At 71.1% G+C, this 14171-nt stretch carries 11 protein-coding genes; 6 read left to right on the top strand and 5 right to left on the bottom strand.

What is annotated here, in order from left to right; all coding sequences use genetic code 11:
* From gcvPB to glyA, 4 genes are all read left to right on the top strand, one after another.
* On the top strand, positions 1-1628 hold a 1628-nt coding region (gcvPB, locus tag SACSA_RS24670; protein ID WP_019816384.1), incomplete at its 5' end, for an aminomethyl-transferring glycine dehydrogenase subunit GcvPB.
* 11 nt (positions 1629-1639) lie between these two features.
* On the top strand, positions 1640-2749 hold the full coding sequence (gcvT, locus tag SACSA_RS0113120; protein WP_019816383.1) for a glycine cleavage system aminomethyltransferase GcvT: 1110 nt from the start codon (positions 1640-1642) through the stop codon (positions 2747-2749).
* A gap of 3 nt (positions 2750-2752) precedes the next feature.
* The gene (gene gcvH / locus SACSA_RS0113115; protein ID WP_019816382.1) at positions 2753-3133 is read left to right on the top strand and encodes a glycine cleavage system protein GcvH; all 381 of its coding nucleotides are present in this window, start codon (positions 2753-2755) and stop codon (positions 3131-3133) included.
* Between the two features lies 1 nt (position 3134).
* Positions 3135-4406, top strand: a complete 1272-nt coding sequence (gene glyA, locus SACSA_RS0113110; protein WP_019816381.1) for a serine hydroxymethyltransferase — start codon at positions 3135-3137, stop codon at positions 4404-4406.
* A gap of 66 nt (positions 4407-4472) precedes the next feature.
* On the opposite strand, the gene SACSA_RS0113105 is transcribed toward glyA, so the two are convergent.
* From SACSA_RS0113105 to SACSA_RS0113090, 4 genes are all read right to left on the bottom strand, one after another.
* Positions 4473-5132 (bottom strand): O-methyltransferase, encoded by a 660-nt coding sequence (locus SACSA_RS0113105; RefSeq protein WP_019816380.1) that lies wholly within the window; start codon positions 5130-5132, stop codon positions 4473-4475.
* Positions 5133-5224: 92 nt separating this feature from the next.
* Positions 5225-5473, bottom strand: a complete 249-nt coding sequence (locus SACSA_RS22810; protein WP_048876750.1) for a hypothetical protein — start codon at positions 5471-5473, stop codon at positions 5225-5227.
* A 118-nt stretch (positions 5474-5591) separates the two neighbouring features.
* Positions 5592-5888 carry a YrhK family protein gene (locus SACSA_RS0113095; RefSeq protein WP_019816378.1) on the bottom strand — a complete coding sequence of 99 codons (297 nt, stop codon included), beginning with the start codon at positions 5886-5888 and terminating at the stop codon, positions 5592-5594.
* A gap of 140 nt (positions 5889-6028) precedes the next feature.
* Positions 6029-7264, bottom strand: a complete 1236-nt coding sequence (locus tag SACSA_RS0113090; protein ID WP_028661838.1) for a Bcr/CflA family multidrug efflux MFS transporter — start codon at positions 7262-7264, stop codon at positions 6029-6031.
* A gap of 263 nt (positions 7265-7527) precedes the next feature.
* On the opposite strand from SACSA_RS0113090, the gene SACSA_RS0113085 reads away from it, so the two are divergent.
* Complete coding sequence (locus SACSA_RS0113085) at positions 7528-8697, top strand: lactate 2-monooxygenase (RefSeq protein ID WP_019816376.1); 1170 nt, start codon at positions 7528-7530, stop codon at positions 8695-8697.
* A 21-nt stretch (positions 8698-8718) separates the two neighbouring features.
* Here the strand turns inward: SACSA_RS0113085 and SACSA_RS26835 are convergent, their stop codons facing one another.
* Positions 8719-9666 carry a hypothetical protein gene (locus SACSA_RS26835; protein WP_232212948.1) on the bottom strand — a complete coding sequence of 316 codons (948 nt, stop codon included), beginning with the start codon at positions 9664-9666 and terminating at the stop codon, positions 8719-8721.
* Between the two features lie 94 nt (positions 9667-9760).
* Here SACSA_RS26835 and hrpA point away from each other — a divergent pair, with 94 nt between their 5' ends.
* Positions 9761-13657, top strand: coding sequence for an ATP-dependent RNA helicase HrpA (gene hrpA, locus SACSA_RS0113075; RefSeq protein WP_019816374.1), 3897 nt, complete (start codon positions 9761-9763; stop codon positions 13655-13657).
* Positions 13658-14171: the final 514 nt, after the last annotated feature.

The following is a 14171-nucleotide window of genomic DNA, read 5'->3' as shown; positions in this document are numbered from 1 at the left end:
GCCGCGCCGATGCCGACCACGTGCGCGTGGCCTGCGACGAGGTCACCACCCCCGAGACGCTGGCCGCGGTGCTGGGCGCGTTCGGCGTGGACGCCGCCACCGCGGACGACGGCACGCCCGGCGCCACCGCACTACCCGCCGGGCTCGCGCGCGCCAGCGAGTACCTGACCCACCCGGTGTTCCACACCTACCACTCGGAGACCGCGATGCTGCGCTACCTGCGCGGCCTCGCCGACTCCGACTACGCGCTCGACCGGGGCATGATCCCGCTCGGTTCCTGCACGATGAAGCTGAACGCCACCACGGAGATGGAGGCGGTGACCTGGCCCGAGTTCGCGGGGCTGCACCCGTTCGCGCCCGCAGAGGACGCCGAGGGCTACCGGACGCTGATCGACCAGCTCTCCGCCTGGCTGGCCGAGGTCACCGGCTACGACAGTGTCTCCCTCCAGCCGAACGCGGGCAGTCAGGGCGAGCTGGCCGGACTGTTGGCCATCCGCGCCTACCACCGTGCCAACGGCCAGCCCGAACGGGACGTGTGCCTGATCCCGTCGTCGGCGCACGGCACCAACGCCGCGTCGGCCGTGCTCGCCGGGATGCGCGTGGTCGTGGTCGCCTGCACCGATGACGGGGACGTCGACCTGGCGGACCTGCGCGCCAAGGTCGACCAGCACCGGGACACCCTCTCCGCGATCATGGTCACCTACCCGTCGACGCACGGGGTGTACGAGACCGGCATCACCGAGCTGGCCGAGATCGTGCACGCTGGCGGCGGGCAGGTCTACGTCGACGGCGCGAACCTGAACGCGCTGCTCGGTCTCGCCAAGCCGGGCCAGTTCGGTGGCGACGTCTCGCATTTGAACCTGCACAAGACGTTTTGCATCCCGCACGGCGGCGGAGGCCCCGGTGTGGGGCCGGTCGCGGCGCGCGCGCATCTGGCGCCGTATCTGCCCAACCACCCGATGGAGCCTGGCGCGGGCCCGGAGACCGGCGTCGGGCCGATCTCGGAGGCACCGTTCGGGTCGGCCTCGATCCTGCCGATCTCGTGGGCCTACGTGCGCATGATGGGCGCGCGCGGGCTGACCGACGCGACCCAGGTCGCTGTCCTGACCGCCAACTACGTCGCGGCCCGGCTCGCACCGCACTACCCGGTGCTCTACACCGGCCAAGACGGGCTGGTCGCCCACGAGTGCATCCTCGACCTGCGCGGGCTGACCAAGCAGACCGGCGTGACCGTGGACGACGTCGCCAAGCGGCTGATCGACTACGGCTTCCACGCGCCCACCATGTCGTTCCCGGTGGCGGGCACGCTGATGGTGGAGCCCACCGAAAGCGAGGACAAGGCCGAGCTGGACCGCTTCTGCGACGCGATGATCGCGATCCGGCGGGAGATCGACGAGGTCGCCGCGGGCACGTGGGACGTGGAACGGAGCCCGCTGCGCGGAGCCCCGCACACCGCCGAGCAGCTCACCGGGGAGTGGGACCTGCCCTACGACCGGCGCACGGCGGTGTACCCGGGCCGTACGGCGGCGAAGGGCAAATACTTCGCCCCGGTGCGCCGGATCGAAGGCGCCTACGGCGACCGCAACCTCGTGTGCTCCTGCCCGCCTCTCTCCTCGTACGAAAGCTGAGGTCCGCGCGCGTGACGAACACGACCGCACGACAGACCCCCCTGCACGAGATCCACAGCGAACTGGGCGCCTCGTTCACCGACTTCGCGGGCTGGTCAATGCCGGTGCGCTACTCCAGCGAACTGGCCGAGCACCGCGCGGTACGCGAGACGGCGGGTCAGTTCGACCTCTCCCACATGGCCGAGATCGAACTGACCGGGCCGCAGGCCGCCGACGCGCTCGACTACGCCATGGTCGGCGCGCTGTCGAAGGTCGCCGTGGGCCGGGCGCGCTACACGATGCTCTGCGACGCCGACGGTGGCGTGCTCGACGACCTCGTCGTGTACCGGACCGGCGAGGCCCGCTACCTGGTGGTGGCCAACGCGGGCAACGCCGCAGTCGTAGCCGGTGAGCTGCGTGACCGCGCCCGGGGCTTCGACGTCGAGGTCGCCGACCGTTCGGCCGAGGTCGCCCTGATCGCGGTGCAGGGGCCGAACTCGGCCGCGATCGTCGCCGAGGCCACCGGTGCGGAGCTGTCCGGGCTGCGCTACTACGCGAGCATGCCCGCGACCGTGGCGGGCGACGAGGTCCTGCTCGCGCGTACCGGCTACACCGGCGAGGACGGTTTCGAGCTGTTCCTCCCCGCCGGGGCGGCGGTGCGCGTGTGGCGCCGGCTCGCCGAAGCCGGGGCGGCACACGGCCTGATGCCCGCCGGGCTGGCGTGCCGGGACACGCTCCGCCTCGAAGCGGGAATGCCGCTGTACGGCAACGAGCTGGGTACGGGGCTGACCCCGTTCCACGCCAACCTCGGACGGCTGGTCAAGCTCGACAAGCCGGGCGACTTCGTGGGCCGGGGCGCACTGGAGAAGGCCGATCCCGACCGGGTGCTGGTGGGCCTGCGCGGCCACGGGCGGCGCGCGCCACGCCACGGTTACCGGCTGCTGTACGACAACCGCGAGGTCGGCGAGATCACCAGCGGCGCGCTGTCGCCCACACTGGGTCATCCGATCGCGATGGCCTACGTCCCGCCGGAGTACGCCGAGCCCGGGACCGCCCTGTCGGCGGACATCCGTGGCCGCGGCGAACCGGTCGAGGTCGTGTCCCTTCCCTTCTACCGACGTCCCTCCACCTCGAAAGGCTGATCGTTGTCGACGAACATTCCCCAGGACCTGGGCTACACCGCCGAGCACGAGTGGGTGCGCACCGACACGGACGTGGTGACCGTCGGGGTCACCGCGTTCGCCGCGGAATCCCTCGGTGACGTGGTGTTCGTGGAGCTTCCCGAGGTGGGGAGTAAGGTCACCGCTGGTGAGGTGTGCGGCGAGATCGAGTCGACCAAGTCGGTCAGCGAGCTGTACTCCCCGGTGAGTGGCGAAGTCACCGAACTCAACGAGTCGGTCGTTGATGCGCCCGAAACGGTCAATTCCGACCCGTACGAGGCCGGATGGTTGTTCCGGGTCCGGTCCGAGGCCGTGCCGGAGCTGCTGGATGCCGACGCCTACGCCGCACTGATTCAGGAGGGCTGACATGAACTCGTTCGAGGCGGACCTTTCCACCGTGGACCCCGAGGTCGCCGACGCGGTGACCGCCGAGCTGCGCCGGCAGCAGTCGACGCTCGAGATGATCGCGTCGGAGAACTTCGCGCCGGTCGGTGTGCTCGAAGCGCAGGGGTCGGTGCTGACCAACAAGTACGCCGAAGGCTACCCGGGCAAGCGCTACTACGGTGGCTGCGAGCACGTCGACGTGATCGAGAATCTCGCGATCGAGCGCGCCAAGTCGCTGTTCGGGGCCGAGCACGCCAACGTGCAGCCCCACTCGGGCGCGCAGGCCAACGCCGCGGCGATGGTCTCGCTGCTCGACCCGGGCGACACGATCCTCGGCCTCGACCTCGCCCACGGTGGCCACCTCACGCACGGGATGAAGCTCAACTTCTCGGGCAAGCTCTACAACGTCGTGGCTTACCACGTGGACGCCGAAACCGGCCGCCTGGACATGGCCGAGGTGGAGCGGCTGGCTCGGGAGCACAAGCCGAAGGTCATCATCGCGGGCTGGTCGGCCTACCCCCGGCAGCTCGACTTCACCGAGTTCCGCCGCATCGCCGACTCGGTGGGCGCGAAGCTCATGGTGGACATGGCCCACTTCGCGGGACTGGTCGCGGCGGGCCTGCATCCCAACCCGGTGCCGCACGCCGACGTGGTGACCACGACCACGCACAAGACGCTCGGTGGTCCGCGCGGCGGCATCATCCTGAGCAAGCAGGAGTACGCCAAGAAGATCAACTCGTCGGTGTTCCCCGGTCAGCAGGGTGGGCCGCTTGAGCACGTCATCGCGGGCAAGGCGGTGGCGCTCAAGATCGCCGCGAGCGACGAGTTCCGCGAGCGCCAGCAGCGCGTGCTCGACGGGTCCGGCATCCTCGCCGACCGTCTCGCGCGGCCCGACTGCGCCGAGGCGGGTGTGCGGGTGCTCACCGGTGGCACCGACGTCCACCTCGTGCTGGTCGATCTGGTCAACTCCGAGCTCGACGGCAAGCAGGCCGAGGACCGGCTGCACGAGGTCGGCATCACGGTGAACCGTAACGCCGTGCCGTTCGACCCACGCCCGCCGATGGTCACCTCGGGGCTGCGCATCGGCACGCCCGCCCTGGCCGCGCGTGGGTTCGGCGCGGAGGACTTCACCGAGGTCTCCGACATCATCGCCCGTGCCTTGCGCCCGGAGTTCGACGACGCCACTCGCGAGGAGCTGCGCTCCCGTGTGGCGGTCCTGGTGGAAAAGCACCCGCTCTACCCGGACAAGAACTGATCCCCGCGCGCGGGCGGGGGACCGGCGGTGGCCGTGTCTTTCCCGCCCGCGCGGCGGGGCCGCCGCTCAGCCGGTGACCAGCGCGAGGGCGAAGCCGTCGTAGCCCTTGCCACCCACGGTCTGCACCGCCGTGGCGTCGACGCGCGCGTCCCCGGCCATCGCCTCGATCAGCTCGCGGGTTCCTCGCACGGACGGGTCGTGTGAGTCCGGATCGGCCACCGCGCCGCGGCGCACCACGTTGTCGACGATGATCACACTGCCCGGCCTGCTCAGCTCCACCGCGGCGCGGAAGTAGCGGGGGTTGTTCTCCTTGTCCGCGTCGATGAACGTCAGGTCGAACGGCCCCTGGAGGGTGGGAAGGACCTCCAGTGCCCGTCCGACGCGCACGTCGACGGTGTCGGCGAGCCCGGCGCGGGCGAGGTTGCCCCGGGCCACGTCGGCGTGGGCGGGGTCGGCCTCGATGCTGACCACCGCACCGTCCGGAGCGACCGCGCGGGCGAGCCAGATGGTCGAGTACCCACCGAGCGTGCCGACCTCGAGGGCCCGTCGTGCTCCTGTCGTGCGGGCGAGCAGGTGCAGCAGCTTGCCCTGGTTGGGTGCCACCGCGATCGGGGGCAACCCGGCCTCCTCGCTGGCGCGGAGCGCGGCGTCGAGCGCTTCGTCGTGCCCGGTCAGGTGCTCGTCGAAGTAGGCGTCGACCGCCGTCCACCGTTGCTCATCCGTCATGGGGGAAGCCTACGGCGGGACGGCACACGCGGCGGCGTTCCCGTGCCCTGGCGGTGCCGGCCGGTCACTCGCGTGACCGTGGGTCCCCTTGGCTACGGGGTGAGGTCGTCGTCGGCCTCCGGCGCGCCGGGGTCGTCCGGGAGGTCGGGGGCGTCGCCCACCTGAATCACAGCGTCGCGTAAGGCCGCGCGCAAACGGCCCACGTCGAGCGTGCTCAGCACGGCGGCTTCACCCGGTGGTGCGATGAGCACCACGCGGTCCGCGCTGACGAACACCGAAAGAGCCCGACGCCGTCCGGCCAGGTCGCGGCAGGACACGGCCCACTCGTCTCGCACAACCACCTCGTCCGCCCGTCGCTGTGAGTACCGCACGAACTGTATCGCTTCTCACACCGGTTGGTGATCGAATTGGGCGTTTTCGTGCCGATTCGTCCTGCCGGGCGAGGATGAACGCCGTGTTTCAGAAATCGCGGGCGGTCTCGCTGGGGCCTTCGGGGCGGAAACGGCGCAGGTTGACGCGCCGGTGCAGCCGGATCATGGGACGTCCGGCGAGCTGGATGCTGCCGAGCAGGAACATCAGCGTGCCGAGCGTGGCGGTGCTCTCCCAGAAGAAGAGCACGCTGCCCACGGTGAACCACAAAGCGATCATCAGGTCGTTCACGATGCTGGCGATCTCGTAGCGGCGCCGTACGACGAGTTCCTCGTGCCCGAACCGGAGGGTGACCGCGTCGGAGCCGTCGGCGGAGTGCTCGGTCATCACCTCACCGTGCCACCCCCGTCGCGGTGTCGCAGCGCCGCGGAGGGGGTGCCGTCAAGGCCTCCTTGCCTGCGTTCAGTGCAGTGAAGGAGGCCTTGACGACAAGACAACAAGGGTGAGGGCAGCCGGGCGGCGCCCGTTCACCCCGCGGCGGGGGTGCGCGGCCGGGTGAGCACGGTGAACGCGGTGATCGACGCGATCCCGGCCGCCACCATGATCACGGCCATCGGCAGGGCCGAGTCCCCGCCCACGAGGCCCACCAGCGGCGAGGCCGACCCGCCCACGAGGAACTGCACCACGCCGAGCAGCGCCGAGGCCGACCCGGCCGTGTGCGGGTGGTCGGACAGCGCCAGCGAGGTGGCGTTCGGCATCACGAGGCCCACGCTGGAGACCACGACGAACAGGGGCACGAGCACACCCGCGAGACCGAAGCCGAGTGCGACGCCTGCGGCCATGGCCGCCGCGCCCCCGGTGATGCCGAGCACGCCCGTGCGCAGGAGCGAACGTGGGGCGAACCGGCCAACCAGCCTGCCGTTGACCTGCGTGGTCGCCACCAGTCCGACCCCGTTGAGGCCGAAGGCGAGGCTGTACTCGCTGGGCGAGAGCCCGTAAAGGTCCTGGAGCACGAACGACGAGCCGGAGATGTAGGTGAACATCGCGGCGAAGGCGAGCCCCACCGTGAGCGTGTAGCCGAGGAACACCCGGTCGCGCAGCAGGTCGCGGTAGGTGCGCACGATGCGGCCGACCCCGGCGGGACGGCGGTGGTCGGTGGGCAGCGTCTCGGGCAGTGCCGCCGCCGCGATCACCAGGATCAGCCCACCGAAGGCGCTGAGCACCACGAAGATCCCGCGCCAGGAGGTCCACTCCAGCAGTTGACCCCCGATCACCGGCGCCAGGATCGGAGCCAGCCCGACCACCAGCATCAGCATCGAGAAGAACCGCGCCATCGCCGGTCCGGCGAAGAGGTCCCGCACGGACGCCCGCGCGACGACCATGCCCGCCGCGGCCCCGAAGGCCTGGACCGCGCGCGCGGCGATCAGGGCCTCCACCGACGGGCTCAGTGCGGCCACCACCGAGGCCACGGTGAAGATGCCGATGCCCACCAGCAGCGGCCTGCGCCGTCCCCAGGAGTCCGACAGTGGTCCCGCGATCAGCTGTCCGACGCCGAGTCCGACGAGGAACACGGCCAGCGTGAGCTGCAACAGGGCATCGGTGGTGTGCAGGTCCCCGCCCATGACCGGGAGGGCGGGCAGGTACATGTCGATCGACAGCGGGCCGAACGCGGTCAGGCCCCCCAGGATGAGCGCGAAGCGTGCGGTGCGGCTCCTCCTCGGTGTCTCCACGTCGGTGTCGGCCACGGCCGTACTCACGCTCACACTGCCTCCTTACTGGATCGAGTACCGGAACCTGCCCCGGACAACTTGTTAGTGCTACTAAATATTTCGGGCGCGGGTTGTGATCTACGTCGGGTCGGCCGGTCGCGGGCCAGGGCGTGCCGGGGTGCTGGGGGCGTGGTCGAGCGCACGGTCCGGGGCCGGTCCGCGGGGCCGGGTTCCCCGCGATTCGACAGTCAACTCGCGAGCCGTGAGGGGCAACTCGCGAGCCGTAGGATGCGGGCGGCGTCGTGAAGGAGGTACGGATGAGCGAGCGGTTCGCCCACTACCAGAGCGAGCTCTACCTACAGGGTTACGGCGGGAACACGCCGCCGTTCACGACCGACCCGACACGGCTGGAAGACTCGGCCGCGGATCTGATGGAACCAGGTCCGTTCCACTACGTGGCCGGGGGAGCGGGGGCGGGCACGACCGTCCGGGCGAACCGGGAGGCGTTCGACCGGTGGCGGATCGCGCCCCGGATGCTCCGCGAGGCCACCGACCGCGACCTGTCGACCACGGTGCTCGGCACGACGATGCCCGCTCCGGTGCTGCTCGCGCCCGTCGGGGTCCAGTCCATCGTCCACCCGGACGCCGAACGCGCCACCGCCCGGGCCGCCTCCGGGCTCGGCGTACCCATGGTGCTGTCCACCGCCTCCTCCACGAGCATCGAGGACGTCGCCGCCGCCTCCGGCGACGGACCGCGCTGGTTCCAGCTGTACTGGCCGAGCGATCCGGACGTGTGCCGCAGCATTCTCACGCGCGCCCGCGCGGCCGGGTTCACGGCGCTGGTCGTCACGCTCGACACCTGGTCGCTGGGCTGGCGGCCGTGCGACCTCGACCACGGCTACCTGCCGTTCCTGCGCGGGGAGGGCACGGCCGTGCCGCTGTCCGATCCGGTGTTCCGGTCGAAGCTGGACCAGCCCCCTGAGCAGGACCTGCCGAGCGCGGTCCTCCGGTGGATCTCGATGATCACGGGAACCGACCGGAACTGGGACGCGCTGGCGTGGCTGCGGGAGCACTGGGACGGGCCCATCGTGCTCAAGGGCATCACCCACGTCGACGACGCCCGGAGCGCGGTCGCCGCCGGAATGGACGGCATCGTCGTGTCCAACCACGGCGGCAGGCAGGTCGACGGCGCCGTCGCCGCCCTCGACGCGCTGCCCGAGATCGCCACCGCCGTGGGCGAGCGCATCGAGGTGCTGTTCGACTCCGGCGTGCGCACCGGTGCCGACGTGGTCAAGGCCCTGGCACTGGGCGCCCGCGCGGTCCTGCTCGGAAGGCCGTGGGTGTACGGACTCGCCCACGGGGGCGAGGACGGCGTGCGGCACGTCGTCCGAGGGCTGCTCGCCGACCTGGATCTCACATTGGGCCTGTCGGGTCACCGCTCACCCGGCGAGGTGAGCGGCGCCACGCTGACGCGGGCACCGCGCTAGTACGGCCCGGGCCCGCCCGGATCACTCGGGCGGACGCCCCGGCCAGTACGCGTGGAGGGGCAGCCCGGGGCCCTTGCGGGGGCCGAGGAGCCCACCGACGCTCGCCAGCACGCATCCGCCGAGGACCACGAACGGCCCCGCACCCGCGATGTCGAGATGACCCTCGTAGATCGTGAGGACCCCCATGAGGTGGACCATCAGCCCGGCCAAACCCCGGGCGCCGTACATCACGCGGTACCTGGTGAACGTGGCGTGGCTGAGGCGGTGCCGCAGGATGCCGCTGAGCCACTTCGCCGAGGTCTGCGTGCGCAGCGCGCCCAAGGTCCAGGGCAACAGGCTCAGCGGCAGCAGCGCGAGCATGGGAAGCGCCAGCCACACGACGTAGAGCTGGGGCATGACGAAACCCTCGTCGCTGGTGGCCGCCCGGATGTCGAGGAAGCTCGCCTCCTGGCCCGCCGCGGAGTACCAGGGCAGCGCGAGCATCCCGACCAGGGTCGCCCCCACTCCGAGCGCGGTGGGTACCGCGCCCCATCCGGGCAGCGTCAGGGGGCCGGACGGTGCGGGCCCCTGACCGAATCCCGCCGTGCCCGGCGCGGCCGGATACGGGGGGTGCTGGGCGTGGGGGTATTGGCCGTACGGGTGCTGGGCTGGGGGCTGCTGTGCGTACTGCTGGGGACCGTGCTGGTGCGTGGCCTGTGGGTACTGGGGCGTGCCGTCCCACGGTGATGCCTGCTGGGCCTGCGGATACGGCTGCGGGGACGGGGCCTGCGGGTGCGGCCACGAGGGGGCCTGCTGACGCTGAACCTGGTGCGGCGTCGGCGCCTGCTGCGGCGGCTGTGCCTGCGGCGGTGATGGCTGAGGCGCCGGCGCCTGCTGCGGCGATTGCCCCTGTGCCTGCCCCCACGACTGCTCGTCCCCCGAGCGCGCCTGCGGTGTGCCGGGCGCGCCCGGGTGCCACGGTTGGCTCATGGCGCGGAGGATACCGTCGACGGCCCCCGGCCGGAGGCCGCGACGGAAAATGCGGGGGCGTTCCGGAGGCGGACCCCGCTACCCTTGAGTCCGTATGTCCACGGCATCCCCCCTCACCGAGCTGCGTTCCCGGCTGTCCGGGCTGACGCTGCGCGACGCGCACCGGCTGCGCAGGCGCATCGACGGCCTGCGCAAAGCGCGCGGGTCCGGGAAGAAGGCAGGCGACGACATCGTCGCGCGCATCGCCGCCGACGTGGCCAAGGCGGAGGAGCGCGTCCGGCGTCGCCGGGAGTCCGTGCCCGCCGTGACGTATCCGGACGAACTGCCGGTGAGCGCACGCAGGGAGGACCTCGCGGAGGTCATCCGCGACAACCAGGTCGTGATCGTGGCCGGCGAGACCGGGTCGGGCAAGACCACACAGCTTCCCAAGATCTGTCTCGACGCCGGACTCGGGGTGCGCGGCCAGATCGGGCACACCCAGCCGCGCCGGATCGCGGCGCGCACGGTCGCCGAGCGCATCGCCGCAGAGCTCGGCACGGAACCGGGCACCACCGTCGGCCACAAGGTGCGCTTCACCGATCATTCGGGCGACGACACGCTCGTGAAGCTGATGACCGACGGCATCCTGCTCGCCGAGATCCAGCACGACCGGATGCTGCGGCAGTACGACACGATCATCATCGACGAGGCCCACGAGCGCAGCCTCAACATCGACTTCCTGCTCGGTTACCTCAAACGGCTGCTGCCCCGCCGACCGGACCTGAAGGTCGTCATCACCTCGGCCACCATCGATCCGGAGCGCTTCTCGCGGCACTTCGACGACGCCCCGATCGTCGAGGTCTCCGGCCGCACCTACCCGGTCGAGGTGCGCTACCGCCCCGTGGTGGACCCGGACGACCCGGATGCCGATCCCGACCGCGACCAGGTGCAGGCCATCGGCGACGCGGTGCGCGAGCTGAGCGCCGAGGGGCCCGGGGACATCCTGGTGTTTCTCTCCGGCGAACGCGAGATCCGCGACACCGACGAGGCGCTGACCGCGATGGCGCTGCCGAACACCGAAATCCTCCCGCTCTATGCCCGGTTGTCGGCGAGTGAACAGCAGAAGGTGTTCAAGCCGCACCGGGGCAGGCGGATCGTGCTGGCCACCAACGTCGCCGAGACGTCGCTGACCGTGCCGGGGATCAAGTACGTCATCGACCCGGGCACCGCCCGGATCTCCCGGTACAGCTCGCGGACCAAGGTGCAACGGCTGCCGATCGAGCCGATCTCGCGAGCGTCGGCCGATCAGCGCAAGGGCCGGTGCGGGCGCACCTCCGACGGGATCTGCGTCCGGCTCTACTCCGAGGACGACTTCGACGCCCGTCCCGAGTTCACCGATCCCGAGATTCTGCGCACCAACCTCGCCTCGGTCATCCTCCAGATGATCTCGCTCGGGCTTGGCGACATCGGTGCGTTCCCGTTCGTGGAGCCGCCCGACCGCCGCCAGGTGACCGCCGGTGTGCAACTGCTGACCGAACTCGGCGCGCTGACGGAGTCCGCGCGGGAGCTGTCCCCGGTCGGCAGGCAGCTCGCGCAGTTGCCGGTCGATCCGCGACTCGGCCGCATGATCGTCGAGGCGGAGTCGAACGGCTGTGTGCACGAGGTCATGGTGATCGCCGCGGCACTGTCCATCCAGGACCCGCGGGAGCGTCCCGACGAGGCCCGGCAACAGGCGCAGCAGCAGCACGCGCGGTTCACCGAGCCGGGGTCGGACTTCTTGGCCTACCTCAACCTGTGGAACCACCTCACCGACCGGCAGAGGGAACTGTCCAACAACCAGTTCCGCAAGTTGTGCCGTGCCGAGTTCCTCAACTACCTCCGCGTGCGCGAGTGGCAGGACATCTACGGCCAGTTGCGCGGCCTCGCGAAGCCGCTGGGCATCACGCCGAACGACGTCCCCGCCGACCCCAAGCACGTGCACACCGCCCTGCTGGCGGGGCTGCTCTCGCACATCGGGCTCAAGGACCCCGAGCGCGGGGATTACCTCGGTGCCCGGGGCACGCGCTTCTCCGTCTTCCCCGGCTCGTCGTTGTTCAAGAAACAGCCCCGGTGGATCGCCTCGGCCGAGCTGGTCGAGACCTCCCGCCTGTGGGCGCGGGTCAACGCGCGCGTCGAGCCGGAATGGATCGAGCCGCTGGCCGCACATCTGGTCAAGCGCAACTACTCGGAGCCGCGCTGGGAACGCAAGCGCGGAGCGGTGATGGCCACCGAGCGGGTCACCCTCTACGGCGTCCCGCTCGTGACCGACCGCAAGGTCAACTACGGGCGGATCGACCCGGAGACCGCGCGCGAGCTGTTCATCCGGCACGCGCTCGTGGAAGGCGACTGGGACACCAACCACCGGTTCTTCCACGACAACCGCGCGCTGTTGGCCGAGGTGGAGGACCTGGAGAACCGGGCGCGCAGGCGGGACCTGCTGGTTGACGACGAGACCCTGTTCGCGTTCTACGACGAGCGCGTGGGCTCGGAGGTCGTCTCCTCCCGGCACTTCGACACGTGGTGGAAGAAGGCCCGGCGGCACGATCCCGACCTGCTCAACTTCGAGAAGGCCATGCTCGTCAACGCCTCGGCCGACGAGGTCACCGAGGCCGACTACCCGGACACGTGGACGCAGGGCGAACTGTCGTTCGCGCTGACCTACCAGTTCGAGCCGGGCACCGACGCCGACGGGGTGACGGTGCACGTGCCGCTTCCCGTGCTCAATCAGGTCAGCGGCGCCGGGTTCGACTGGCAGGTCCCCGGACTCCGCGAAGAACTGGTGACCGCGCTGCTGAAGTCGCTGCCGAAGACCCTGCGGCGCAACTTCGTGCCCGCGCCCGACACGGCGCGGCAGGTGCTGGAGCGGATCGGTCCGGAGGATGGGCCTCTGCCGGAGGTGCTGGGCAGGGCGCTCGAGGAGCTGCGCGGTGTCGCCGTGCCGCCCGAGGCGTGGCGGTGGGAGTCGGTGCCCGGCCACCTGAGGATGACCTTCCGGGTGGTGGACGAAAAGGGTCGTGCGCTGGCCGAGGGCAAGGACCTGGAGGCGCTGCGGGACCGGCTGGGCGACCGGCTGCGCGAGACGATTTCGGCGGCGGCCGACGACGTCGAGCGCTCCGGATTGACCACCCCGGACTTCGGGACGCTGCCACGGCAGTTCCGTGCCCGGCGGCGTGGGCACGAGGTGCGGGCCTTCCCTGCGCTGGTCGACGAGGGGGACAGCGTGGCCGTGCGCATGCTGGACAGCCCGGGGCAACAACGCGCGGCGATGTGGCGGGGCACGCGCCGGCTGTTGCGGCTGAACGCGCCCTCGCCCGCCAAGTACGTCAACCGGCACCTGTCGAACCAGTCCAAGCTCGTGCTGACCCGCAATCCGCACGGCGGTGTGGCCGCGCTGGTGGACGACTGCGTCAACGCCGCGGTCGACCGGCTCATGGCCGACGCGGGCGGTCCGGCCTGGGACGAGGCGGGGTTCGGCGCGCTGTTGGAGAAGGTGCGGGCGGGGCTCAACGGGATGAGCCTGGCCGTGCTGCGGGAGGTGGAGCCGGTCCTGGCGGCCGCGCACGAAGTCGAGACGCGCCTGACGGACACGCGCGGCGCGGCGCTGGGGGAGTCGCTGGCCGACATCCGCGCGCAGCTCGACGGGTTGGTCTACGCGGGGTTCGTGGCCGGAGCGGGCTACGACCGGCTGCCGGACGTAGCGCGGTATGTGCGGGGGATCGGGCGCAGGCTGGAGAAGCTACCCACCGACCCGGCGCGTGACGTCGAGCGGCTGCGGGAGGTGGAGTGGCTGCGCGACGAGTACCGCGCCGCGCTGGACACGCTTCCGCCGCGCACGGACCCTGGCCCCGACCTGGCCGAGATCCCGTGGATGATCGAGGAACTGCGGATCAGCTTCTTCGCCCAGACCCTCGGCACCGCCTACCCGGTCTCGACCAAACGCATCCTCAAAACCCTCGACAAGGCCACCCCCTGACCCACCCCGCGAGTTGCCCCTAGGCGCGCGCGAGTTGCCCCTTGGTGGGGCGCGAGTTGCCCCTCTGCGTGCGCGAGTTCCCCTTTCGTAGGGCACCAACTCGCCGTCTTCGTGAGTCCTCTCGTTCGCTCGCGGCCGGTCGGCACGAGGTGACTCGCCGGTGGGAAGGGGCAACTCGCCGGTCAGGAAGGGGCAACTCGCGAGCTGGAAGGGGCAACTCGCCGGTCGGGAAGGGGCGACTCGCGGGGTGGGTGTGGGTCGACGGCGGAACCTACTTGCGGGTAGGTTTAGTTCGATACCTGCGAGGAGGTGCTCGATGAGGACGCCGACCACCGTGGCCGGGCTCGCGCGCCGTGTGCTCGACACCGCGCGCGGACTCGACGTGCTCCGCCGCGCCGGGCTGGCACCGTTTCCCCGGATCGACGAGGGATTGCGGTCGCTGGTCACCGCACGCCGCTACGGCCCCCTGGCCGNGCACCACCACGGCACGCACCAGGACGACACCAACCAGCAG

Source organism: Saccharomonospora saliphila YIM 90502, from assembly GCF_000383795.1.
Taxonomy (GTDB): Bacteria; Actinomycetota; Actinomycetes; order Mycobacteriales; family Pseudonocardiaceae; genus Saccharomonospora; species Saccharomonospora saliphila.
This window is presented reverse-complemented; position numbering and strand designations above follow the sequence as displayed.

What these genes read in the sequence shown, in the direction of transcription:
- SACSA_RS0113095 (WP_019816378.1), bottom strand. Translation starts at nt 5,888, where the DNA reads ATGACCGAGCACTCCGCCGACGGCTCCGACGCGGTCACCCTCCGGTTC.
- SACSA_RS0113085 (WP_019816376.1), top strand. Translation starts at nt 7,528, where the DNA reads ATGAGCGAGCGGTTCGCCCACTACCAGAGCGAGCTCTACCTACAGGGT.
- SACSA_RS0113105 (WP_019816380.1), bottom strand. Translation starts at nt 5,132, where the DNA reads ATGACGGATGAGCAACGGTGGACGGCGGTCGACGCCTACTTCGACGAG.
- SACSA_RS26835 (WP_232212948.1), bottom strand. Translation starts at nt 9,666, where the DNA reads ATGAGCCAACCGTGGCACCCGGGCGCGCCCGGCACACCGCAGGCGCGC.
- glyA (WP_019816381.1), top strand. Translation starts at nt 3,135, where the DNA reads ATGAACTCGTTCGAGGCGGACCTTTCCACCGTGGACCCCGAGGTCGCC.
- hrpA (WP_019816374.1), top strand. Translation starts at nt 9,761, where the DNA reads ATGTCCACGGCATCCCCCCTCACCGAGCTGCGTTCCCGGCTGTCCGGG.